General features: G+C 67.0%; 27 protein-coding genes. 13 read left to right on the top strand and 14 right to left on the bottom strand.

The genetic code is table 11. The features are described 5' to 3' along the window. Nucleotides 1–155: 155 nt before the first annotated feature. The 6 genes from AC0CH8_RS03355 (at nt 156) to AC0CH8_RS03330 (ending at nt 5,852) form a co-directional block, all read left to right on the top strand. On the top strand, nt 156–305 hold the full coding sequence (locus AC0CH8_RS03355; RefSeq protein WP_204199025.1) for a hypothetical protein: 150 nt from the start codon (nt 156–158) through the stop codon (nt 303–305). A 91-nt stretch (nt 306–396) separates the two neighbouring features. Continuing rightward, nucleotides 397–1,482: a type III polyketide synthase gene (locus AC0CH8_RS03350; RefSeq protein WP_465238663.1), complete on the top strand. Its 1,086-nt coding sequence runs from the start codon at nt 397–399 to the stop codon at nt 1,480–1,482. Continuing rightward, entirely contained in the window at nt 1,479–2,159 is a 681-nt protein-coding gene (locus AC0CH8_RS03345; RefSeq protein WP_465238662.1) for a methyltransferase domain-containing protein, read from the top strand. The genes AC0CH8_RS03350 and AC0CH8_RS03345 overlap by 4 nt, the downstream gene beginning before the upstream one ends. After that, entirely contained in the window at nt 2,138–3,220 is a 1,083-nt protein-coding gene (locus AC0CH8_RS03340; protein ID WP_465238661.1) for an NAD(P)/FAD-dependent oxidoreductase, read from the top strand. Before AC0CH8_RS03345 ends, AC0CH8_RS03340 begins: the two co-directional genes overlap by 22 nt. A 31-nt stretch (nt 3,221–3,251) precedes the next feature. After that, a complete protein-coding gene (gene msrB / locus AC0CH8_RS03335) occupies nt 3,252–3,650 on the top strand; it encodes a peptide-methionine (R)-S-oxide reductase MsrB (RefSeq protein WP_465238660.1) in 399 nt (132 codons plus the stop codon). A gap of 51 nt (nt 3,651–3,701) precedes the next feature. Next, nucleotides 3,702–5,852 (top strand): transglycosylase domain-containing protein, encoded by a 2,151-nt coding sequence (locus AC0CH8_RS03330; RefSeq protein ID WP_465238659.1) that lies wholly within the window; start codon nt 3,702–3,704, stop codon nt 5,850–5,852. Here the strand turns inward: AC0CH8_RS03330 and AC0CH8_RS03325 are convergent. The 3 genes from AC0CH8_RS03325 to AC0CH8_RS03315 are packed head-to-tail and all read right to left on the bottom strand — an operon-like array spanning nt 5,828 to nt 7,520. Continuing rightward, nucleotides 5,828–6,520, bottom strand: coding sequence for a M48 family metallopeptidase (locus tag AC0CH8_RS03325; RefSeq protein WP_465238658.1), 693 nt, complete (start codon nt 6,518–6,520; stop codon nt 5,828–5,830). The genes AC0CH8_RS03330 and AC0CH8_RS03325 overlap by 25 nt on opposite strands. Beyond that, complete coding sequence (locus tag AC0CH8_RS03320) at nt 6,517–6,945, bottom strand: YcgN family cysteine cluster protein (protein ID WP_425530303.1); 429 nt, start codon at nt 6,943–6,945, stop codon at nt 6,517–6,519. Before AC0CH8_RS03320 ends, AC0CH8_RS03325 begins: the two co-directional genes overlap by 4 nt. Then, entirely contained in the window at nt 6,945–7,520 is a 576-nt protein-coding gene (locus tag AC0CH8_RS03315) for an SCO family protein (RefSeq protein WP_465238657.1), read from the bottom strand. Before AC0CH8_RS03315 ends, AC0CH8_RS03320 begins: the two co-directional genes overlap by 1 nt. A 73-nt stretch (nt 7,521–7,593) precedes the next feature. On the opposite strand from AC0CH8_RS03315, the gene AC0CH8_RS03310 reads away from it, so the two are divergent. Then, complete coding sequence (locus AC0CH8_RS03310; protein WP_211534463.1) at nt 7,594–8,187, top strand: ankyrin repeat domain-containing protein; 594 nt, start codon at nt 7,594–7,596, stop codon at nt 8,185–8,187. Nucleotides 8,188–8,696: 509 nt separating this feature from the next. Here AC0CH8_RS03310 and AC0CH8_RS03305 read toward each other — a convergent pair. The 11 genes from AC0CH8_RS03305 to AC0CH8_RS03255 all read right to left on the bottom strand — a co-directional run bounded on the left by AC0CH8_RS03305 (nt 8,697) and on the right by AC0CH8_RS03255 (nt 15,792). Further along, nucleotides 8,697–9,197 (bottom strand): MmcB family DNA repair protein, encoded by a 501-nt coding sequence (locus AC0CH8_RS03305; protein ID WP_465238656.1) that lies wholly within the window; start codon nt 9,195–9,197, stop codon nt 8,697–8,699. Between the two features lie 55 nt (nt 9,198–9,252). Further along, nucleotides 9,253–9,849 (bottom strand): cell wall hydrolase, encoded by a 597-nt coding sequence (locus AC0CH8_RS03300; RefSeq protein WP_465238655.1) that lies wholly within the window; start codon nt 9,847–9,849, stop codon nt 9,253–9,255. A 154-nt stretch (nt 9,850–10,003) separates the two neighbouring features. Beyond that, entirely contained in the window at nt 10,004–10,330 is a 327-nt protein-coding gene (locus AC0CH8_RS03295; RefSeq protein WP_465238654.1) for a DUF1491 family protein, read from the bottom strand. Continuing rightward, nucleotides 10,327–10,779 carry a PaaI family thioesterase gene (locus AC0CH8_RS03290; RefSeq protein WP_204199038.1) on the bottom strand — a complete coding sequence of 151 codons (453 nt, stop codon included), beginning with the start codon at nt 10,777–10,779 and terminating at the stop codon, nt 10,327–10,329. Before AC0CH8_RS03290 ends, AC0CH8_RS03295 begins: the two co-directional genes overlap by 4 nt. Next, a complete protein-coding gene (locus AC0CH8_RS03285; RefSeq protein ID WP_211534501.1) occupies nt 10,769–11,236 on the bottom strand; it encodes a PTS sugar transporter subunit IIA in 468 nt (155 codons plus the stop codon). The genes AC0CH8_RS03290 and AC0CH8_RS03285 overlap by 11 nt, the downstream gene beginning before the upstream one ends. A 73-nt stretch (nt 11,237–11,309) precedes the next feature. Continuing rightward, on the bottom strand, nt 11,310–11,894 hold the full coding sequence (gene hpf, locus AC0CH8_RS03280; RefSeq protein WP_465238653.1) for a ribosome hibernation-promoting factor, HPF/YfiA family: 585 nt from the start codon (nt 11,892–11,894) through the stop codon (nt 11,310–11,312). 51 nt (nt 11,895–11,945) lie between these two features. After that, complete coding sequence (dnaQ, locus tag AC0CH8_RS03275) at nt 11,946–12,641, bottom strand: DNA polymerase III subunit epsilon (RefSeq protein ID WP_465238652.1); 696 nt, start codon at nt 12,639–12,641, stop codon at nt 11,946–11,948. A gap of 7 nt (nt 12,642–12,648) precedes the next feature. Beyond that, a complete protein-coding gene (gene coaE, locus AC0CH8_RS03270; RefSeq protein WP_465238651.1) occupies nt 12,649–13,242 on the bottom strand; it encodes a dephospho-CoA kinase in 594 nt (197 codons plus the stop codon). Next, nucleotides 13,242–14,048, bottom strand: a complete 807-nt coding sequence (locus AC0CH8_RS03265; protein WP_465238650.1) for a shikimate dehydrogenase family protein — start codon at nt 14,046–14,048, stop codon at nt 13,242–13,244. The genes coaE and AC0CH8_RS03265 overlap by 1 nt, the downstream gene beginning before the upstream one ends. Nucleotides 14,049–14,108: 60 nt before the next feature. Next, the gene (locus tag AC0CH8_RS03260; RefSeq protein ID WP_465238649.1) at nt 14,109–14,696 is read right to left on the bottom strand and encodes a Maf family protein; all 588 of its coding nucleotides are present in this window, start codon (nt 14,694–14,696) and stop codon (nt 14,109–14,111) included. 283 nt (nt 14,697–14,979) lie between these two features. Next, nucleotides 14,980–15,792 carry a pyruvate, water dikinase regulatory protein gene (locus AC0CH8_RS03255; RefSeq protein WP_055844568.1) on the bottom strand — a complete coding sequence of 271 codons (813 nt, stop codon included), beginning with the start codon at nt 15,790–15,792 and terminating at the stop codon, nt 14,980–14,982. A 345-nt stretch (nt 15,793–16,137) separates the two neighbouring features. Here AC0CH8_RS03255 and hemE point away from each other — a divergent pair, with 345 nt between their 5' ends. The 6 genes from hemE (at nt 16,138) to mnmE (ending at nt 21,549) form a co-directional block, all read left to right on the top strand. Further along, nucleotides 16,138–17,184, top strand: coding sequence for a uroporphyrinogen decarboxylase (hemE, locus tag AC0CH8_RS03250; protein ID WP_465238728.1), 1,047 nt, complete (start codon nt 16,138–16,140; stop codon nt 17,182–17,184). Next, nucleotides 17,181–17,639, top strand: a complete 459-nt coding sequence (locus AC0CH8_RS03245; protein ID WP_465238648.1) for a CopD family protein — start codon at nt 17,181–17,183, stop codon at nt 17,637–17,639. Before hemE ends, AC0CH8_RS03245 begins: the two co-directional genes overlap by 4 nt. 152 nt (nt 17,640–17,791) lie before the next feature. Then, entirely contained in the window at nt 17,792–19,048 is a 1,257-nt protein-coding gene (gene rho / locus AC0CH8_RS03240) for a transcription termination factor Rho (protein WP_055844563.1), read from the top strand. A 194-nt stretch (nt 19,049–19,242) separates the two neighbouring features. Further along, the gene (locus AC0CH8_RS03235; RefSeq protein ID WP_204199047.1) at nt 19,243–19,971 is read left to right on the top strand and encodes a TerC family protein; all 729 of its coding nucleotides are present in this window, start codon (nt 19,243–19,245) and stop codon (nt 19,969–19,971) included. Nucleotides 19,972–20,035: 64 nt separating this feature from the next. Then, entirely contained in the window at nt 20,036–20,281 is a 246-nt protein-coding gene (locus AC0CH8_RS03230) for a DUF6489 family protein (protein WP_204199048.1), read from the top strand. Continuing rightward, nucleotides 20,278–21,549 carry a tRNA uridine-5-carboxymethylaminomethyl(34) synthesis GTPase MnmE gene (gene mnmE, locus AC0CH8_RS03225; protein WP_465238647.1) on the top strand — a complete coding sequence of 424 codons (1,272 nt, stop codon included), beginning with the start codon at nt 20,278–20,280 and terminating at the stop codon, nt 21,547–21,549. Before AC0CH8_RS03230 ends, mnmE begins: the two co-directional genes overlap by 4 nt. The last annotated feature ends 11 nt before the right edge of the window (nt 21,550–21,560 follow it).

Genomic DNA, 21,560 nt, shown 5'->3' with positions numbered 1-21,560 from the left:
TAGGATGAATTTCGCGGCCGAGCTATTGGAGTACTGAGGCTGGCTTGACCGTTGTATACCGATCGCCGAAATGGTGTTTGCACATCTTACCGTAACCTGTTTTCAAGGAGGATAGTCTGGTCGCATCGAACGATCGTCGGCAGGATGTGCAATGGGTGCATACCCAACTCCGCGCCGCGTGCATCAAGCTGGAAGAGCTCGAGGAGCATGTCGTGGCCGCCTATGTCGGCCATGCGATTGCCCTGGTCGAGGAGCGCTTCGGCATTGGCGGCGATCATGACGATGATGAACCGGATGCGTGCTAACCTGTGCAGCGAAGCGGGCGATTGATGCGTTGACGTTGCGCGCGGTTCCTCCCGATGGTCCGCGCCACCGCTGATCGAAGGTCGCAACCGCTTGCCCGTGTCCGCTTACCCCGCAGTGTCGGCCTATCTCAACGCAGTCGGTACGGCGACGCCACCGCACGATATCCATCACGCCTTCATCGACTGGGCCGGCGCACGCGTCGCCGCCGATGATGCGCGACTATTCGCACGGATGGCGCGGCGATCCGGCATCGGCCACCGCTGGTCGGTGCTGCCCCCCACCGCGGAGGGTCTGTCCCCCGTCTCACCGGGGGGCTTCTATGCGGAGGCGATGCCCGGCACCGCAGCCCGCATGGCGCTGTACGCAGAAGCCGCGCCGGCGCTCAGCCTTGATGCCGTCGCCGCCCTCGCGAACCGCGTCGACCTGACCGGCATCACCCATCTGGTCGTCGCCAGTTGCACCGGCTTCGTCGCACCGGGCCTCGATCAGATCGTCGCGCGGGCGCTCGGCCTGCCGGGATCGGTCGAGCGGCTGCTGATCGGCTTCATGGGTTGCTATGCCGCGGTCGCCGCGCTGCGCACCGCCCGGCATCTGGTGCGCTCCGAACCCGATGCCCGCATCCTGGTGATCTGTTGCGAACTGTCGACGCTGCATTTGCAGGAGACGACCGCGCTGGAGCCGCTGCTGGCGATGCTGCAGTTCGGCGACGGTGCGGCGGCGGCCCTGGTCACGGGCGACCCGCATGGCTTTGCGCTCGACGCGCCGTTCGCCGCAACGCTGCCCGACAGCGATGCGCTGATCCGCTGGGCGATCACCGATACCGGCTTCGCTATGCACCTGTCGGGCGAAGTCCCGCGCCGGATCGCGGATGCGTTGGACGACGACGCCTTCCGCACCACCGTCACCGCCGGTCGCGACGCGCACGCGATCGACGGCTGGGCCGTGCATGCCGGCGGCCGGTCGATCCTCGATGCGGTGGAGCAGGCGCTGGCACTCCCCGGCGACGCGCTCGCGCCGTCGCGCAGCGTGCTGGCCGATCACGGGAATATGTCGTCCGCGACGTTGATGTTCGTGCTCGAACGGCTGCTCGCCGGACCACCGGTCGAGCACGGCGTCGCGCTGGCGTTCGGCCCCGGCCTCGCGGCGGAGGGCTTCGGATTCCGAAGCGCGTCATGACCCTCGCGGTCCGCGCCCAGGCCGAGGAGCTGATGGACGCGGACGACCTCGACCCCGCCGTCTACGCCGACGTCGTAGCGGACCTCGCGCGCGTCAACGCCGTGACGCTGGCAGCGCGCCCGACCATGGCCTTCCTCAAGCGTGCCGTCACAGGTCGACGGCTCCGCCTGCTCGATGTCGGCTTCGGCGACGGCGACATGCTGCGCCGGATCGAACGATGGGCCATGAAGCGCGGAATCGAGGCCGAACTGGTCGGCGTCGACCTCAATCCCCGCTCCGAACAGGCCGCGCGCGCGCATACGTCAGCCGATTCGCGCATCCGCTGGGTGACCGGCGACTATGCCGAGCAGGGCGGGGGGTGGGATGCGATCGTCTCCAGCCTCGTCGCGCATCACATGAATCACGACCAGCTTGTCGCCTTCCTGCGCTTCATGGACGCGAACGCGCGCTGCTGGCTGGTCAACGACCTCCACCGCCACGGCTTCGCGCATATCGGCTTCCCGCTGCTTGCCCGTCTCGCGCGCTGGCACCCGATCGTCCGCCACGACGGTACCCTGTCGATCGCGCGCAGCTATCGCCCCACCGAATGGCCCGTGATCCTGCACGAGGCCGGCATCAATCACGCCCGCGTCTACCGCACTTTCCCGTTCCGGCTGTGCGTCGACACGCTGCGCTGATCGTCGGCGGCGGTCCGGCCGGTGCCGCCGCCGCCATCGCGCTCGCGCGCGGCGGCACACCCGCGCTCGTGCTGGAGCGGACGCGCGAAACCGGTGACGCGCTGTGCGGCGGCTTCCTGAGCTGGCGGACGCTGGAGACGCTGGCGACGCTCGGTGTCGAAGCCGACGATCTGAACCGCGACCGCGTCACCCGCGTCCGCCTGTTCGCCGGCGGCCGCATGGCGAAGGCCCCCCTGCCCCGCCCCGCCGTCTGCGTCTCGCGCCACCGCCTCGATACGCTCCTGCTGGACCGCGTCGATGCCATCGAGCGTGGGGTCGGTGCGCGGGCGGTGGAAGACGACGGCATCCGCCTCCACGACGGCACCACCGTCGCGGCGGACGCGCTGTTCCTCGCCACCGGCAAGCACGACCTGCGCGGGCTCGCGCGGCCCGAGGCGGCGCGTGGGCGGGACCCCACGCTCGGCCTGCGCGTCCGCCTCGCCGCCGCGCCCGCACTCGACGCGCTGGTCGGCGACACGATCGAACTACACCTGTTCGACCGCGGCTATGCCGGCGTCGCGCGACAGGAGGATGGCAGCGTCAACCTGTGCATGGCCGTCCACCGCTCCCGCCTGACCGAAGCCGGGTCGCCCGCCGCCCTCCTCGCGGCGCTCGGTGACGAAAACCCCCACCTCGGCGACCGTATCGCACACATGGCCGCGGGTGCCGCGATCGATGCCGTCGCCAACGTCCCCTATGGCTGGCGTCAGCGCAGCGGTACCGCTGGGCTGTTCCGGCTCGGCGATCAGGCCGGCGTCATCCCGTCGCTCGCCGGCGAAGGGATGGGAATCGCCATCGCCAGCGGCATCGCCGCCGCGAACGCCTACACGCGTGGTGGATCCGACGCGGCACGACGCTGGCAGCCGGCCTTCGCGCGCGCCGTCCACCGCCCGATCGGCGTCGCCGGCCTGATCCGCGGCATCGGCGAAGGTCCGCTCGCACCGCTGCTCGTCGCCGCCGCCCGTCCCGCATTGATCCAGATCGTCGCGCGACTGACCCGGATCGGTCACGCTGGCCATTGACGCTCCGCCCCCTCGATCCGAGATTAGCGACATGGAACATCTGAATCTGTCCGAGTCCGAATGGCGTCGCAAGCTGACGCCGGAGCAATATCACGTCCTGCGCGAAGCGGGGACGGAACGGGCCTTCGCCGGCGCGCTGACCGACAACAAGGCGGACGGCATCTATCGTTGCGCCGCCTGCGCCAACGAACTGTTCGACAGCGCCGACAAGTTCGACAGCGGCTCCGGCTGGCCCAGCTTCACGCAGCCGCTGGCGGAAGATAGCGTCACCGATCATTCCGATCGCAGCCACGGGATGGTCCGCACCGAAACCCGCTGCGCCCGCTGCGATTCCCATCTCGGCCACGTCTTCCCGGACGGTCCGCCGCCGACCGGCCTGCGCTATTGCATGAACTCGGTCGCGCTGGAGTTTCGGCCTCGCAAGGGCTGACGCGGTAACGCTTGTGGCGGGCACGGTTACCGCGTAATTCGTGCCGCCTACATGGCCCGCACGCGTAAAGCTCTCCGCTCGCCCTGGCGTCGCCGCCTCGGTCTTTTCGTCAAGATCCTGACCGGCCTCGGCGTTCTTGCGCTCGGCGCACTGGTGATCGCCGTCTATGTCGCGCGGTCGCAACTGCCGAGCTTCGAGGAGCTGAAATCCTCACCGAACGGCCAGATGATCCGCGTCCACGCCAGCGACGGTTCGGTGATCGCCTCGCTCGGCCCCAGCTATGGCGAATGGCTGACCTACAGCCGCATCCCCGGCGTCATGCGCGACGCCACCGTCGCGGTCGAGGATCGCCGGTTCCGCAGCCATCTGGGCGTCGACCCGATCGGCATCGCCCGCTCGGTCGAGGTCCGCTACGAACGCGGTCGCTGGATCCAGGGCGGCTCGACGATCACCCAGCAGCTCGCCCGCACCGTCTTCCTGTCGAGCCAGAAGAAGTTCGGCCGCAAGTTTCGCGAAGCGATCCTCGCGCTGGCGCTGGAACGCAAGTTTTCGAAGGACCAGATCCTCGAACTGTACCTGAACAAGGTCTATTACGGCGGCGGCGCGTACGGTATCGACGCGGCCTCCCGCAAATTCTTCGGCCACGGCGCGGACGAACTCAATCTGGCCGAGGCCGCCGTCATCGCCGGCCTGGTCAAGGCCCCCTCCAACTACTCGCCCACCGCCGACGCCGACGCCGCGCGGGGCCGCGCGGGCGTCGTCATCCAGCAGATGGTGCGGAACGGCTACGTCACCCAGTTGCAGGCGGAGGAAGCCAATCCGGAGGCGCTGAAACTGGTGCAGGGCGCGCAGCAGAACAGCGCGCGCTACTTCACCGACTGGGCACTGCCGCAACTGGATACGCTGATCGACGAGACGCAGGCGCCGCTGGAGGTGTGGACGACGATCGACCCGGCGATGCAGCGTCAGGCGGATACTGCGATCCGCGCCAACGTCCCCGGCGGCGCGCAGGGTGCGCTCGTCAGCCTCGACCGCGACGGTGCGGTCCGCGCGATGGTCGGCGGCACCGACTATGTGTCCTCGATCTACAACCGCGCGACCCAGGCGGTCCGCCAGCCGGGGTCCGCGTTCAAGCTGTTCGTCTACCTCGCCGCGCTGGAGGCAGGCCACAAGCCGGAAGACACGATCGTTGACGAACCCGTCACGATCGACGGCTGGAGCCCGCGCAACGATTCCCGCCGCAACAGCGGCAACGTGTCGCTTCGCACCGCCTTCGCCTATTCGCTCAACACCGTCGCGGCGAAGCTGGGGCAGGAGGTCGGCTTCACCACGATCGCCGACATGGCCCGCCGTTTCGGCATCACAACCCCGATCAACACGCATCCGGCGATGGTGCTCGGCACGTCCGACGTTCGCCTCATCGACATGACCCGCGCCTTCGCCAGCGTCGCGTCGAAGGGCGTCGCGATCGTCCCCTACGGGATCACCCGCGTGACCGCGAACGGAGAGGTGATCTACCAGCATCAGGCGGATACCAGCCGCGTCCTCGTCGCGCCCTATGTCGCAGCGGAAATGACCGACCTGCTCCAGACCGCGGTCAACACCGGCACCGGGCGGGAGGCGCAGATCGGCCGTCCGGTCGCGGGCAAGACCGGCACCACCACCTCGCTGAAGGACGGCTGGTTCCTGGGCTTCTCCAGTGGCCTGACCACCGGCGTGTGGATGGGTCGCGACGACGCCCGCCCGATCCGTGGTCTGCATGGCGGTACCGCGCCCGCGCGCGCCTTCGCTGCCTTCATGCGCCCTGCCACCGCCAAGCGCCCAATCGAGCAGTTCGACACGCAGGTGACGCTGCCCGAGTGGCAGATCGAACCCGATGAGGAGAGCTATTTCGGCCAGCCCGACAATAGCGGCCAGATGGTGGACGAGAACGGCAATCCCATCGCGGGCGCCTCGACCGCGCAGCCGGTCGATCCCAGTGCGCCGGACGAGCGCCCCGACGACGACACCTCGCGGCAACAGCTCGACGACCTTATCGATCGCGTGACCGGGCGTGATGGGCCCCCTCGCGATGCGCCGCGCGATCCGGCCGCTGGCGAGGTGGTACCACCGGGCCGGCAGCCCCTGCCCGCCCCGATCCGTCAGCCGCTACCGCCGGTCCGCCAGCCGGTACCGGTTCAAGACGACCGCCCGACCCAGTGAAGTGCCACGCCGTGCTCGCGCAGCCAGACGCGCGCAGGGGTCGGGTCGCAACCGTACAGGTCGGCGACCAGCGCATGAAACTGCGGCCCGTGATTCATGTGCACCCGGTGCGCCACCTCATGCGCGACGGTCGCACGACGCACCCAACCGGGTGCGAGCACCAGCCGCCAGCTGTAGCGGATCACGCCCGTCGACGCACAGCTTCCCCAGCGCCGCCGTGCGTCGCCGATCGCGACCGACGCGACCGTCACCTTGGCCAGCGCGGCGTACTCCTGCGTTTCGGCACTCAGCAGGTCGAGCGCACGCCGCTTGATCCACGCCTCGACCCGGCGGCCGATCGTCTCCTCCGGCCCCGCCACGAGCAGCCGGTCGCCGTCCCGGACGAGTACGCGGCGTGATCCCTCATCGCGCACGATCGTCAGCGTTTCGTCGGCGACCGTGATCGTCGTTCCCGGCGCGAACGGACGCGCCACCGGCAGCAGCGCTCGCTGCTCCGCCAGCCACGCCGTCTTGCCGGCGGCCCATGCGAGGGCCGGCTTCAGCGCAGCGCGCGGCGGCAACACCAGCCGCGCCCGCCCGGTTGCGCTATCCAGCGACAGGGTACATCGGCGCGCCCGCGGGTTGCGGACCACGTCGATCCCCGCCGCCGCCAGCGCCTGTACGGTCACAGGATACGATCGACGACGTGATCCTCCAGGTCGCCGACATCCGTCTCGCTGACCGTCCAGCCGCGCACCGACTGCTTGACCGCATGCACCGCCTCGCGGTCGCCGCTGACGAGGTAATGCCAGTCGGGCAGCGGCTCACCGTTCGCGCGCAGCCGGTACGCACAGGTCGACGGCAACCAGTCGATGTCGCGCACGTTGCGCGTCGTCAGTCGTACGCACTCCGGCACATAAGCGCGCCGGTGACGGTAATCCGAACACTGGCCGCTGCGCCGGTCGAGCAGCTTGCACGCCACGTTGGTGCTGTGCAGCTCGCCGGTATCCTCGTCCTCCAGCTTGTGAAGACAACATTTCCCGCATCCGTCGCACAGTGCTTCCCACTGGCCACGGTCGAGCGTCTCGATCGGTCGTTCCCAGAACTTGTCGATCACTGTACCCACTTCTCGATCGTGTCGGCCACCGCTTGCGGCCCCTCGTCCTGCGGCACCAGCACCAGCGGCTTGCCGTCCGGGTCCATCAGATAGGCAGTGCGGCTGTGATCCACCAGATAGCCGCCGCCGGGCGTCGCCGCCCCCTTGGCGGCATAGACCGCATACGCCTTCTTGATCGCCGCGATCGCGGTCTCGTCGCCAGTCAGGCCGACGAGGCGCGGATGAAAGGCCGAAACGAACTGCTTCAGCACGGGCACGGTGTCGCGGGCGGGATCGACGGTGACGAAGACCGGCACCACCTTCGCCGCCTTGTCCGGCGCATCGCGTTCGGCCAGCTTCAGCCCCGCGGAAATCGACTGCACGTCGGTCGGACAGACGTCGGGACAGAACGTATAGCCGAAATACATGATCCGGTATTTCCCCGCGAAGCTGCGGTCGGTCACGGTGCGCCCGTTCTGGTCGGTCAGCGTGAACGGACCACCGATCCGCGCACCCTCCAGCGGCGGCTTCTCGATCGGCGCGGGCTGGCAGGCGGATAGCAGGACAAGTCCGGCGAGAAGAAGCTTGTTCATGGCGGTGCCAGCCTTGATCTGTTAGCCGGTGTCGCGCAAGCATTCCGGTTATCGTTCCAAGGACCCCGTTCGCATGATGCGCAAGGCATTGATTTCGGCAGCTATCTTGATGCTGACGGCCCCCGTGGCGGCGCAGCAGCAATCCGAAAGCTACAAATTCCTCAGTGCCGTTCGCGATGCGAAGGGCAACGACGTGATCGCGATGCTCGACAAGCCGGGCAGCAACATCATCAATACCCGCGAAGTCACCTCCGGCGACGGCGCGCTGCACATCGTCGTGAAGCGCGGCGACAGCACCTATTTGCGCTTCCTGCTGCAAAAGGGTGCCGACCCCAATCTGCGCGACGGCAAGGGCAACACGCCGATGCTGCTCGCCGTGCAGGGCGGCCAGTCGGACATGATCCCGATCCTGTCCGCGGCAAAGGCGAATCCGAACCTCGCCAATCAGACCGGCATCACGCCATTGATCCTGGCGACGCAGAACCGCAGCATCGACATGGTCCGCCTGCTCATCGCCGCCAAGGCCGATCCCGACCAGCAGGATCGCCAGACCGGGCAGTCGGCCCGCGAATACGCCACCAACGACCCGCGCAACTCCGCCATCGCCAAGATCTTCGCCGAGACGCCGAAGAAGACGCAGGCTCAGGTCGCCGGCCCGAAATTCTAGAGCCTGACGACCTCAGCTTGCGCCGTTCGGGCTGAGCCTGTCGAAGCACAGATGGAATGCGGGGCGCCCGTGGCGCCGCTCGCGCGAAAGCCAAGGGGCGGCGCACGATCACTCCCTCGTCATCCCAGCGACCCCTGAGATCTCCGGCGACGGCGCGAACAGGGCGGCCCCAACCTCATCCGTCATGCCGACCTCGTCCCGTCATTTACGGTCCCGCACACTGCCAGTCCGCTACTCTCGCGATCGATTGAAGCCGGGACGCAACGTCACGCCCGACGCCGCCCGCTGATCGCTCCAACAAAATACCGATGGAAGCTGTCCTACAGCGCCCGGTTCGTGCCACGCTGAACGCGTCGTCCAAGGCTCCGCCTGCGCTTGCTCCTTGAACCCGCCAGCTCTGACGTGTGGAAAGCGAACCCTGCGAACCAACGACGTTGGACTAACCTTAGCCTAACCTTCCAGGGCCGCCCCCAGCGATTACAACAACTTGGCCAATCAGTGCCGGAGGGTCACTCGAACGGCAGCGCCGCCGCCTCGGGATCGGCCAGTGCCGTCAGCCGCCGCGCCGCCCGCCGCGCGAACGCGAGGGTACACCGTTTGCGGACATGCGCGGGAAGAGGCACCGTATGCGCCTGACGGACGATCTCTGCATCGTAACGATCCGCGACGATCACGCCCGTCCGCTCCGGCAGGAACGCTGGACCGTCCAGCGGCGACAGGTCGAACCCCGCCGGCACCGCCCAGAAATACCGGTCGCAATGCGCCAGATAATCCGGCCACTTGCCGTCACCCAGCAGGTCGGCGCGCGACACCTTGATCTCGACCACGACGAGCCCCCCGCGCGCATCGATCGCCATCAGGTCGGCACGGCGACCACCGTCCAGCGGGACTTCGGTCAGGGTGACGAGGTCGTGACGCAGCAGCATCCGCGTGACCCCGCGCGCCACATCGGCGGCGCAGAGCAGCGGATTGCCATCATCCAGACACGAAGAGAGGGCGACGTCCAGCATCGCCCCCGCTCATAGAACGTAACACGAACGGCGGGCAAGCCCCGCCGTGGTGCGTTCAGCGATAGAAGATGTGATTGCCGATCGCGGCGATCTTGGTCAGGCCCGAACCCGGCAAGCGGCCCGGCGTGTTGAAGTACAGCGCCTTGGGGGCGGCAGCCTTCCACATGTCGGCCATCGCGACGCGGGCGACCGCGATCGCGGTGCGCCACGACCGGGCGCCCTCGTTGACCGCGGGGATCTCACCGCCGCGCACGAAGCCGAACTGCCCGCGCTGCTTGACGACGGCGCAAACGTCGGTCGGGAAACGCCCCGACTTCACGCGGTTCAGGATGACCTGAGCGACTGCGAGCTGACCGGACAGCGGCTCGCCCTTGGATTCGAAGTAGATCGCACCGGCCAGGCAGCGCATCGCGGAGGTCGAAGCGGTCGCATTGTCATCATGCGCGTCGACGGCATCGGCCAGGGTATCGAAGGAGTCGGTGGCCGCGGTCTCGACAGGAGCGGTCTGCTCGACTGTGGACTCCACCGCGGGGGCCGACACGGCGACGGAGGTCTGAACCTCCTGTGCCAGGGTCGGCGTGCTGGTGCCGAGCAGGCCGGCCAGCGCAAGGGACATGGTCGCGGCAGTCGCGAACCGGGCAAAAACGGTCATTCACTCTATACGACATGCGGTGAGATCACGGACCCGACCACCCGAGGTGGTCGTCCGGGCTGCCCCCCGACTGCGTCACCGACCCGGATCGCACCCGGACACAGCACAACGCGTGTTTTCAGTGGAACCGCGCTCGCCGAAGCGAGTTAACGAGTCAATTCGCCGCCAATGTTTCAGCGACGAGTCGTTCCGCCCCCGGGACGTTCAGTTCGATCACCCACAGATCGGGGTCGCGTGAGCGCCTCCGCCGCCAGTAGCCGACGACATCCTCCGCCGGTGTCGACTCGACGATCGCGACCCGACCGAGCCTGTCGAAACCCCGCTCGAACAACCGCTCGGCACCACCCGGTTCTATCGTCACGGCCAGGATCGCGCCGGCCTGAGCGTTGCCTTTCGCCAGCACCATGCCCAGCCCGCCGCTGTCGTTCGCCCGTCGCAGCATCGCCGACACGAGCAGATGACTCGGCAGCCGGTCGCTCACGCGCGGTACCCCGGCAAGGTCGCGAGCGGGATGCGGGACCGCATAAAGGTGCCGGTCCCGCGCGCCGCTTCCTCGCCATCCGCATCGATCAGGCGCGCCTCCGCGACGAAGACGCGGCGCTTGCCGCTGATCCAGCGCCCCTCCGCCACCACCGGGCCGCTGGTCAGCGGCTTGGTCAGCAACAGGTTGAACGCCGTCGTCAGCAGGAAGCGATCGCTGACCAGACTATTCGCGGCGTAGAAGGCGGCATCGTCGAGCATCTTGAAATAGCTCGTGCCATGCGCGGCACCGCCGGCGTGGTAATAGCGGTCGTCGATCGTAAAGCGGATGCGGGCGACGCCGCTTTCGGGGATCTCCAGCGAGGATTCGAAGAAGCGGTTGATCGGCGCCTCTGCGTAGAGTTGCTCCAGCGCCCGAAAATGCGCCGACTCTCCGCTTTCAGGCGGCATGCCGGCTCTCGTCGGCGGTGAACAGCGCATAGAGCGCGTCGCGCGATCCGGCCCCGCGCAGCTTGCCCAGGAACGACCGGTCGCGCAGCCGCCGCGACACGCGGGCGAGCGCCTTCAGATGGTCCGATCCGGCGTCGACCGGCGACAGCAGTACGAACACCAGATCGACGGGCAAGTTGTCGACCGCCTGGAAGTCGATCGCCTGCGACAGGCGCACGAACAGGCCGGTAGGGGCAGCCAGGTCAGGCAGCTTGGCATGCGGGATCGCGACGCCGCCGCCGAACCCCGTCGAGCCGAGCTTCTCCCGTTCCGCCAACCGATCGGCGATCGTCCGGGCGTCGCCGACACGCAGGATTTCGAAGCTGTTGGCGACCTGTTGGAACAGCGCCTTCTTCGTGGCCGTGTTCCAGCCGGTGGCGACGGCGTCGGGACGCAGCAAGTCGCTGAAATCGGTAATCACGAAGCTGTCCCGGTCATGAAGGCCCCCGCGCGGGCCATAGCGGCTGGCGCGGGGGGAGCAAGGGAAGGGCTCAGGCGGCGCGCTGCGGCTCCACCCAGCCGATCGTCCCGTCACCACGGCGATAGACCATGTTGTACGTGCCGGTGCCGGAATTCTTGAACAGCAGCGCCGACGTGTTGCGCAGGTCGAGCATCATCACCGCATCGCTCACCGACGCATCGGGGATATCGACGCGCGTTTCCGCCACGATCAGGGGGGCGTCGGCCTCTTCCTCCTCGGACGTCGACTCGGCGAACAGCGTATAGCCGGCATTGTCGTAGGCGCCGGCCTCCGCGATCTCGATCGTCTCGGCGGCGTGGCGATCCTTCAGGCGGCGCATGTAGCGACGTAGCTGCTTCTCGATCTTCTCCGCCGCACCGTCGAAGGCGGGATGCGCGTCCTGCGCTTCGTGCCGACCCTTCAGCACCAGGCCCTTCATCACGTGGGCGACGATATCGCACTTGAACCCGACATCATGCGGCCCCTTTCCGAAGGTGACTTCGGCAGAGATGGCGCGGCTGAAATACTTGTCGGCGATACCCTGGAGTCGGTCCTGGACATGGGTCTTGAGCGCTTCGCCCGTTTCGACCTGATGACCTGAAATCCGGATATCCATCGTCTTCTCCATGTCTCTCGAACGATCCTGTTGGCTTCGTCCGAAACAGCGTCAACCGGACGCCACGGCCCCCCAGAGCGGATCTGAAATGCCCTTCATGAACGCGGCATGCGCGAGAAGTTCTCCCTCCGGCACCGTGAAAACACGCGGCGGCCGGACGATGCGAGGGGCGGATGCGACGACCGGCCCCGTATCGGCCACGACGATGTCGCTGACGAGGCCGAGCCCGATCTGCCGCCCGCCCATCAGTTCGACATAGACCTGCGCCAGCAACTGCGCATCGAGCAGCGCGCCGTGCAGGACGCGGTGCGAACGATCGATCCCGAAGCGTGAGCACAGCGCGTCGAGCGTATGCTTTGCGCCGGGATGTCGCGATCGGGCGATCTGCAACGTGTCGACCATCCGCGTCCGGGTACAGATCGGCGGGAAACCGCATGCCCCAAGCTCGCCGTTCAGGAAGGCGAAGTCGAAGCCGGCATTGTGCGCGACCAATGACGCGTCGCCGATGAAGTCGAGCAGGTCGGCGACACCCGCCGCGAACACCGGCTTGTCGGACAGGAAGGCGTCAGACAAGCCGTGGACCGCCTGCGCCTCCGCCGGCATCGGACGCTCGGGACAATAATAGGCGTGGAAGGTGCGGCCGGTTTCGACCCGGTTGAACAGCTCCACGCAGCCGATCTCTACCATCCGGTCGCCCTCGGCGAACTTGAATCCGGTGGTTTCGGTATCGAACACGATCTCGCGCATGGGGACCTTATCCGCCCGTCGGCGCGCGGAGGCAAGAGATCGCCCGGCGAACCGCATCGCGGGTTTCGTCGAATGTCACGTCGGTCGCGATGACGAGGTCCGCGCGGGCGCGCTTGTCAGCATCGGGCAGTTGCCGCGCGAGGATCGCGGCGAACTTCGCCTCCGTCATATCAGGGCGGGCGAGGACGCGGGCGCGCTGGACGACAGAAGCGGCGGAGACGACGACGACCCGGTCGACGCGCGCATCGCCCCCGGTTTCGAACAACAGCGGAATGTCGAAGACGATCAGCGGCGCGTCGGCATGGGCTGCGACGAATGCGGCACGTTCGGCCGCGACCGCGGGGTGGACGATCGCCTCCAGCCGCTTCATCGCCGCATCGTCGCCCAGTACCGCTTCGGAAAGGGCGGTGCGGTTCACGCCAGCCAGACCGGTGGTGCCGGGAAACGCCGCCTCGATTTCGGCGACGACGGCACCCGCGGCGCCTTGCAAGCGGTGGACGGCCGCGTCGGCGTCGAACACCGGCACGCCCTCGGCCGCGAACATCGCCGCCACGGTGGACTTGCCCATGCCGATCGATCCGGTGAGGCCGACGGTCAACATCAGGCCGTCAGCAACTCGCGCAGATCATCGTCACGGTCGCGGGGCGGGTCCTTGCCGAAGAAGATCGCGAACGCCGCCGCGGCTTGAGCCACCAGCATGTCGAGACCGTCCACCGTGTCGAGATCGCGCGCGCCGGCCGCCGCCAGCAGCTCCGTCTCCAGCGGCGCATAGACGATGTCGTAGACAACGGCGTGGTCGGGCAGGGCGGACAGGTCGAGCGACAGCGGCGGCTGGCCGACCATCCCAAGGCTCGACGCGTTGACGAGCAGCGCGGACGGCGGCGCGGACGGACCGAGCGGCAGCGCCTGACCCCTGAGCTTGAAGTGAGACAACAGCGCCGCGGCCTTGAGCGGGTTGCGGTTCATCACCGTCACCGGGCCGACGCCGACCTGCGCCAGCGCCCACAGAATCGCGCGCGCCGCACCACCCGCTCCGATCACCGTCACCGGCTGTCGGGCGAGATCGAGGTCAGCGATCGGTGCCCAGAAGCCGGCGGCGTCGGTGTTGGTGCCGGCCAGAGTGCCGTCCGCCTGACGGAAGATGGTGTTCACCGCGCCGATCGAGGTCCGCACGTCGCCGGGGTCGGCGACATGGTCGAGCGCGGCGATCTTGTGCGGGACGGTGACGTTGCAGCCGCGCCAGTCGGGGTCGGCGGCGCTACTATCGAGAAAGGCGGCGAGGTCATCCGGCGTGACGTGCCTCGCGCGGTAATCGGCGTCGATGCCCAGCGCCTCCAGCCAGAAACGGTGGATGAGCGGCGATTTGGAGTGGCTGATCGGGTCCCCGATCACGTCTGCGTAGGGCATTAATATCCTTCGAAGTGGAGGCCCGAAGTGGAGGAAGTGGAGGCGATCCAGCGTGTGCCTTTACTTCGGCAACACGCCGCGTTCGCGCAGATAGGCGAGTACCGGCAGCAACGGCATCCCGAGAATGGTGAAATGGCTTCCCTCGATCTTCGCAAACAGCTGCACGCCCGGCCCCTCGATCCTGAAACAGCCGACGCATCCCGCGATGACCGGCCACTCCCGATCCAGATATGCCTCGATGAAGGTGTAGGACAGCGGCCGTACATGCAGCCGCGCGCGTTCGACATGGCGCCAGACCGGGCGGCCCTGTTCGGCGATCACCACCGCGCTCCAGATGTCGTGCGTGCCGCCGCTCATGCGGGTCAGATGCTCGGCCGCCTGTTCGCGGCGCTCCGGCTTATCGAGGCGGGTGCCGTCGGCGAGCGCGACCAGCGAGTCGGAGCCGAGGACGAGGCCGGGCAGGCGGGTGGCGACCTTGACCGCCTTCAGTTCCGCCAGCGCATCCGCGAGGTCGCGAGGCGAGAGGTGGGTGAGGGCGGCCTTCGCGGATTCTTCATCGACGTTGGCGGCGACCGCCTCGAACGGGACGCCGGCGGCGTCGAGCATGGCGCGGCGGGAGGCGCTTTGCGAGGCGAGGATGAAGGTCATCGGTGGAGCATTCCTGCGCGGTGGTTCTGGTCCGATGTGTCCCTGCGAAGGCGCGGACACAGTGATCCGGGATGAGCGGTGATTCGTGAGTCAGAAGGCACTAGGCTCCCGCCTTCGCGGGAGTACGAGAGATTGCGGGGTGACGAGCCGAGTTCCTCCCCCGCGGAGGCCGGAGTCCAGTTGCGGAGCGGCCGGTGACACTCACGCGGTGCGCGGCAGCTGAACCCCGGCCTTCGCCGGGGAGGGGAGAAAGATGGAGGGGAAACCGACGCCAGCCCCATCCTCACACCTCCCGCTGGTTGGCGAGCGACACGATCGCCGCGGCGGTTTCCTCGATCGAGCGGCGGGTGACGTCGATCACCGGCCAGCCATTGTCAGCGAACATGCGGCGCGCGAAGGCGAGTTCGCGGACCACGGCTTCCTCCTCGACATAGGCGGTGTCGGGTTGCTGGTTGAGCGACAACAGGCGGTTGCGGCGTACTTGGATCAGGCGATCGGCGCTGGTCGTCAGTCCGACGACGAGCGGATTGCGCAGGCGGTAGAGCGACGCCGGCGGCGGACTCTCGACGACGATCGGGATGTTCGCGGTCTTGAAGCCGCGATTGGCGAGGTAGATCGAGGTCGGCGTCTTCGACGAGCGGCTGACGCCCGCCAGGACGATGTCCGCCTCCTCCCATTCCTCGTGCGCGATGCCGTCGTCATGCGCGATGGTCCACTGAATCGCATCGACACGTGCGAAATAGGCGGCGTCGAGGACGTGCTGCCGCCCAGGCCGCGCTTTCGCCTGCTGACCCAGCATCGCCGACAGCGCGTCGTTGACGGGATCGAGCGGCGCGACCGCGGGTAGCCCGAGCCCGGCGCACCGCGTCTCCAGCGTCCGCCGCATCGCCGGATTGACGAGCGTGTAGACGACGAGGCCCGGATTCTGCGCGATCTCCGCGAGGATGCGGTCGAGATGCATCTCCGTCCGGACCATCGGCCAGAAGTGGCGGACCGTCTCGACATCGTCGAACTGCGCGAGCGCCGCCTTGGCGATATTCTCCAGCGTCTCGCCGGTCGAATCCGACAGCAAATGCAGGTGAAGCCGCGTCGTCACCGGGGGTGAGCAGGATAGGCGGCGAGACAGGTCGCGGGGCCGGTGAGCGATGCTGTGGGCCGATCTGTGGATAACATGGGGATAAGAGGTAGCGTAACCCGCCCACCCGGCCAAGCGAGGCCGTGATGGTGGACAATCGGCATTTCATCCACAGGCGCGTCCACAGCCGCGCATTTTATCCACAGGCTGTGAAAAGCGGGGACGGTTGGTCCGAATCGCGCGTGATTCAGCGACTCCCGCGCGGTCAAGCTGTTGGCATTTCCGGGACGGATGCCTAATCCCCGGTGCCAACGCGCCATCCACTACCTCATCCTATTTTTAACTCTTCTTTAAGGAAGAAGGACGCTGACCGATTCGAGTCACAAGCCGCTGCTCGCGGTGTTGAAGGGTGCGATTCCCGCGGTCCCGCCGCTGTGGCTGATGCGTCAGGCCGGTAGGTACCTGCCGGAATATCGCGCGCTGCGGGCGGAGAAGGGGGGATTCCTTGCACTCGCCACCGATCCGATCGCGGCGGGGGAGGTGACGCTGCAACCGATCCGACGCTTCGGGTTCGACGGCGCGATCCTGTTCAGCGACATCCTGATGGTGCCGTGGGCGCTGGGGCAGGACCTGAGTTTCGGGGTGGGCGAGGGGCCGCGGCTGGAGCCGGCGCTCATGAACCACGCGCTGAGCGCTCTGGAGCGGGTGCCGGAGCGGCTGGAGCCGGTCTATGGCACCGTGCGTCGGGTCGCGGCGGAACTGCCCGCCCTGAACGCCGGAGCGACGACCTTCCTGGGCTTTGCCGGATCGCCCTGGACGGTCGCGACGTACATGGTCGCGGGCAAGGGATCGAAGGATCAGGGCGAGACGCGGCGTTTCGCCTATAATGATCCCGGCGCGTTCCAGGCGCTGGTCGATGCGATCGTCGCGATGACGGTCGAGTATCTGATCGCGCAGGCGGATGCGGGCGTGGAGGCGGTGCAGCTGTTCGACAGCTGGGCCGGATCTCTGAGCCCGGCACAGTTTGAACGCTGGGTGATCGCGCCGAATGCGGCGATCGTCGCGGCGCTGAAGGCGAAGCGGCCGGAGCTGCTGGTGATCGGCTTTCCAAAGGGGGCGGGGGGCAAGCTGCCTGCCTATGCGCGCGAGACCGGGGTCGATGCGCTGGGGCTGGACGAAACGGTCGATCCCGCCTGGGCGAACAGCGTGTTGCCGGAGGGGATGCCGGTGCAGGGCAATCTCGATCCGCTGGCGCTGATCGCGGGCGGTGCGGAACTCGATCGGGCGGTGGACCGTATCACGGCAGCGCTGGCGGGGCGGCCGCACGTCTTCAATCTGGGCCACGGCATCCTGCCCGACACGCCGATCGCGCATGTCGAACGGTTGATTGCGCACGTAAGGAGGGATCGATGATCGGCTGGCTGGGCGCGACCTATGACTGGGTGAAGGCGGCGCATCTGATCTTCGTCATCTTCTGGATGGCGGGGCTGTTCATGCTGCCGCGCTACCTCGTCTATCATCAGGAGGCGCTGGCCGCCGGCCGCACCGACGAGGCCGCTGAGTGGGTGTCGCGCGAGGGCAAGATCCGCCATATCATCCTCACGCCGGCGCTGGTCGTCGTGTGGGTGCTCGGATTGATGCTGGCAGCCAATCTGGGGCTGTTCGACGGTGTGTCGGGGCTGGGCTGGCTGCACGCCAAGCTGCTGCTGGTGTTCCTGCTGTCGGGCTATCACGGCTGGGCAGTCGGCTATGCGAAGAAGCTGGCGCGGGGGAAGCCGACGCTCGACGGGCGCAAGCTCAGGATGCTGAACGAGATACCGGCGCTGGCGGTGACGCTGATCGTGGTGCTGGTGATCGTAAAACCCTGAACCCTGCTTGACGAACCCTGCTTGACGGGAGGAAGCGAGCCGCTTACCTCCCTGTCTCGCGTAGCGGCGTCCTGCCGCGTTCCCACGCGCCTTTCCAGCATCGGTATGATCGCGATCCCTTCGCCGCCCGACGCTCGCATCCGGACCTTTCCATGCATCTCAAAGACCTGAAGAAGAAGACGCCCGCCGAGCTGGTGCAGCTCGCCGAGGAACTGGGCGTCGAAAGCGCGTCGACGCTGCGCAAGCAGGACCTGCTGTTCGCCATCCTGAAGGAACAGGCGGAGCGTGGCGACCAGATCATGGGACTGGGCACGATCGAGGTGTTGCAGGACGGCTTCGGCTTCCTGCGTAGTCCGGAAGCGAATTACCTTGCCGGCCCCGACGACATCTATGTCTCGCCCAATCAGGTCCGCAAGCACGGGCTGCGCACCGGCGACACGGTCGAGGGCGAGATCCGCGGGCCGAAGGACGGCGAGCGCTATTTCGCGCTGGTGCGGCTGACCGCGGTCAATTTCGACGATCCGGACATGGTCCGTCACCGCGTCAATTTCGACAACCTCACGCCGCTGTATCCGGAATCGAAGCTGACGCTCGACCCGGAAGATCCGACGCAGAAGGACAAGTCGGCGCGCGTTATCGACATCGTCTCGCCGCAGGGCAAGGGCCAGCGTACGCTGATCGTCGCACCGCCCCGCGTCGGGAAGACGGTCATGTTGCAGAACATCGCCAAGGCGATCACCGACAACCATCCCGAAGTGTTCCTGATCGTGCTGCTGATCGACGAGCGGCCGGAGGAAGTCACCGACATGCAGCGATCCGTGAAGGGCGAAGTCGTGTCCTCGACCTTCGACGAGCCGGCCCAGCGCCACGTGCAGGTCGCCGAAATGGTGATCGAAAAGGCGAAGCGGCTGGTCGAGCACAAGCGCGATGTCGTGATCCTGCTCGACTCGATCACGCGTCTCGGCCGCGCCTACAACACGGTCGTGCCGTCGTCGGGCAAAGTCCTGACCGGCGGTGTCGACGCCAACGCGTTGCAGCGCCCCAAGCGCTTCTTCGGTGCGGCGCGTAACATTGAGGAGGGCGGCTCGCTCTCGATCATCGCCACTGCCCTGATCGACACCGGCAGCCGCATGGACGAGGTGATCTTCGAAGAGTTCAAGGGCACCGGCAACTCCGAGATCGTGCTCGATCGCAAGGTGGCGGACAAGCGCATCTTCCCGGCGCTGGACGTCGGCAAGAGCGGGACCCGCAAGGAAGAGCTGCTGGTCGAGAAGGACAAGCTGTCCAAGATGTGGGTCCTGCGCCGCATCCTGATGCAGATGGGCACGATCGACTCGATGGAATTCCTGCTCGACAAGATGAAGAATTCGAAGACCAACCACGATTTCTTCGACAGCATGAATCAGTAACGCGCGGGGCGGCCTGCCGCACCTTGCGGCAGGACTCGCCCAAGCGCGGCCGGCGCGTTGCGCCCGTCGAACGACGCGGGCTTTGCCCGCGTCACGGGCACCACAAGCGCCGAGAACGACCGAGTTAAGCGACTTTCGCTCGTAACACCCGCCTGTTGCGCTATGAGGTGACGAATGCGTCATCGGGAGCCGACATGTCTATCCTCACCCTTCTAGCCGCGGCCGTCGCGAGCGGACCGGGTTCGCCCGCCGAGATCTGGCAGCATATCGTCGCCGACTTCTCGAACATCACCGAGCCCGCGGCACTCGCCGCGTTCGGATCGGTTTTGATGATCGACCTCGTCCTTGCGGGCGACAATGCGATCGTCGTCGGGGCGCTGGCGGCGGGCCTGCCGGCCGAGCAGCGCAAGAAGGTGATCCTGATCGGCATCGGCGCGGCGCTGGTGCTGCGCATCCTGTTCGCGTTGATCGTCACGTGGCTGATGGGCATCGTCGGCCTGATCTTCGCGGGTGGCCTGTTGCTGTTGTGGGTGAGCTGGAAATTCTGGCGCGAAATTCGCGAGGGTGGACACAACCCCGGCTCCGATGAAATTGCTGGTGATGAAGCGTCGGGCATTCGCTCGGCGAAGAGCTTCGCCGGAGCGGCCTGGGCGGTCGCCGTCGCCGACGTATCGATGAGCTTGGACAACGTGTTGGCGGTCGCAGGGGCGGCGCGCGAGCATCCGGGCATCCTCGTCGTCGGCCTGCTGCTGTCGGTGGCCCTGATGGGGCTGGCGGCGAACTTCATCGCGCGCATCATCAACAAGTATCGCTGGATCGCCTATGTCGGCCTTGCCGTGATCGTCTTCGTGGCGTTCAAGATGATCTACGAAGGCTGGGTCGGTAGCGAGAACACGCTGGGCGTCGCCAGCCTGTTCGGGTGATCCGGTTGACGGGAACACGCGGTCGTGGCGCTATGCGGCGCCACGGCGGCGGAGGACATGCGATATGAAGGTCACGATCGAGATCGACTGCACGCCAGACGAGGCCCGTCGGGCCATGGGCCTGCCGGACCTGACGCCGCTGCACGATCAATATGTTGCGATGATGCAGGAGGTGATGCAGGGGAAGGTCCAGCCCGAACTGCTGGAGGGCATGCTGAAAAGCTGGGCCCCGATGGGTGACGCGGGCATGAAATTCTGGCGGCAGATGCTCGACAGTGCCGGTACGATCGGCGCGGCATCGAAGGGATGATCGATACGATCGCGGCGGTATCCAGCGGTCAGCCGCCGGCGGCCATTGCGGTGATCCGGGTTAGCGGACCGGCGGCGTTTGCGGCGGGGGAGGCGCTTGCAGGATCGCTGCCGTCACCAAGAACGGCGAAGCTGCGAACCCTGAGAGATCCCGCAGGTTCGGTGCTCGACCGCGTCTTGATGCTGGCCTTTCCCGGACCCGCCACGGCGACGGGGGAGGACCTAGTCGAGATCCACTGCCACGGCGGACGCGCCGTGGTCGCGTCGATCCTGACGACGCTGGTCGATAGCGCCACCGTTCGTCTCGCGGAACCCGGCGAGTTCACGCGGAGAGCATTGACCAACGGGCGCATCGATCTGACCGAAGCGGAAGGGTTGGCAGACCTGCTGGCCGCCGAAACCGAGGGGCAGCGTCGCGTGGCGATCGCCGCTGCCGAGGGGAATGTCAGCCGCTCGATCGAGGGCTGGATCACTGAGTTGGCGATCCTGTCGGCGCGTATCGAGGCGGTGCTCGACTATGGCGAGGACGATGCCGTCGACGAAGATATCGATGCCATAGCTCTCGATGCGCGAACGCTCGGAACATCAATCCACGACGTTGCGTCGGCGCCCCCCGTCGATGCGCTGCACCGCGGCATCGTCGTCGTCTTGGCGGGTCCTCCGAATGCCGGCAAGTCGACCCTGTTGAACCTGTTGGCAGAACAGGACGCCGCGATCGTGTCGCCGATCGCGGGGACGACCCGCGACCGGATCGAAGTACAGGTCGCACGCGGAGGGCTGGCGTATCGGCTGACGGACACGGCCGGCCTGACCAGAACCGATGACATCGTCGAAGCCATCGGAGTCGGCCGGGCGGAGCAGGCCATCGATGCGGGCGATATCGTGTTGTGGCTGGGGGACGGAGCACCTCCACGTCAGGACGCGATCAGGGTACACGCAAAAAGCGATCTGCCAGATCGACGAGTGGTGCCGACGAATGCTGACGTCGTGATATCGCAGTCGGACCCCCAATCTATAGAAGCCGTTTGGAACGCCATATCGGCGCGGGCCGTCACGCTGATACCCTCCATCGACCTCGTTCCTTTAAGGGCCCACCAAGCTGAGTTATGCCGCACTGCGGCACATGCATTGCTTGATGCTACGCGCGTTCCGCTTTTGCTGGGTGAGAACCTCCGGATTGCGCTCAAGGCGTTGGCAGCGGTTACCGGGGCGGATGCTACCGAAGCGATGCTGGATGCACTCTTTTCGCGCTTTTGCTTGGGAAAATGACGCTGTTCCAC

Source organism: Sphingomonas sp. AC435 (assembly GCF_979253005.1).
This window is presented reverse-complemented; position numbering and strand designations above follow the sequence as displayed.

Coding starts and splice junctions, on each gene's coding strand:
- AC0CH8_RS03345 (WP_465238662.1), top strand. CDS start 1,479: ATGACCCTCGCGGTCCGCGCCCAGGCCGAGGAGCTGATGGACGCGGAC.
- msrB (WP_465238660.1), top strand. CDS start 3,252: ATGGAACATCTGAATCTGTCCGAGTCCGAATGGCGTCGCAAGCTGACG.
- AC0CH8_RS03330 (WP_465238659.1), top strand. CDS start 3,702: ATGGCCCGCACGCGTAAAGCTCTCCGCTCGCCCTGGCGTCGCCGCCTC.
- AC0CH8_RS03315 (WP_465238657.1), bottom strand. CDS start 7,520: ATGAACAAGCTTCTTCTCGCCGGACTTGTCCTGCTATCCGCCTGCCAG.
- AC0CH8_RS03310 (WP_211534463.1), top strand. CDS start 7,594: ATGATGCGCAAGGCATTGATTTCGGCAGCTATCTTGATGCTGACGGCC.
- AC0CH8_RS03305 (WP_465238656.1), bottom strand. CDS start 9,197: ATGCTGGACGTCGCCCTCTCTTCGTGTCTGGATGATGGCAATCCGCTG.
- AC0CH8_RS03300 (WP_465238655.1), bottom strand. CDS start 9,849: ATGACCGTTTTTGCCCGGTTCGCGACTGCCGCGACCATGTCCCTTGCG.
- AC0CH8_RS03290 (WP_204199038.1), bottom strand. CDS start 10,779: ATGCCGCCTGAAAGCGGAGAGTCGGCGCATTTTCGGGCGCTGGAGCAA.
- hpf (WP_465238653.1), bottom strand. CDS start 11,894: ATGGATATCCGGATTTCAGGTCATCAGGTCGAAACGGGCGAAGCGCTC.
- dnaQ (WP_465238652.1), bottom strand. CDS start 12,641: ATGCGCGAGATCGTGTTCGATACCGAAACCACCGGATTCAAGTTCGCC.
- coaE (WP_465238651.1), bottom strand. CDS start 13,242: ATGTTGACCGTCGGCCTCACCGGATCGATCGGCATGGGCAAGTCCACC.
- AC0CH8_RS03265 (WP_465238650.1), bottom strand. CDS start 14,048: ATGCCCTACGCAGACGTGATCGGGGACCCGATCAGCCACTCCAAATCG.
- AC0CH8_RS03260 (WP_465238649.1), bottom strand. CDS start 14,696: ATGACCTTCATCCTCGCCTCGCAAAGCGCCTCCCGCCGCGCCATGCTC.
- AC0CH8_RS03245 (WP_465238648.1), top strand. CDS start 17,181: ATGATCGGCTGGCTGGGCGCGACCTATGACTGGGTGAAGGCGGCGCAT.
- rho (WP_055844563.1), top strand. CDS start 17,792: ATGCATCTCAAAGACCTGAAGAAGAAGACGCCCGCCGAGCTGGTGCAG.
- AC0CH8_RS03235 (WP_204199047.1), top strand. CDS start 19,243: ATGTCTATCCTCACCCTTCTAGCCGCGGCCGTCGCGAGCGGACCGGGT.
- AC0CH8_RS03230 (WP_204199048.1), top strand. CDS start 20,036: ATGAAGGTCACGATCGAGATCGACTGCACGCCAGACGAGGCCCGTCGG.
- mnmE (WP_465238647.1), top strand. CDS start 20,278: ATGATCGATACGATCGCGGCGGTATCCAGCGGTCAGCCGCCGGCGGCC.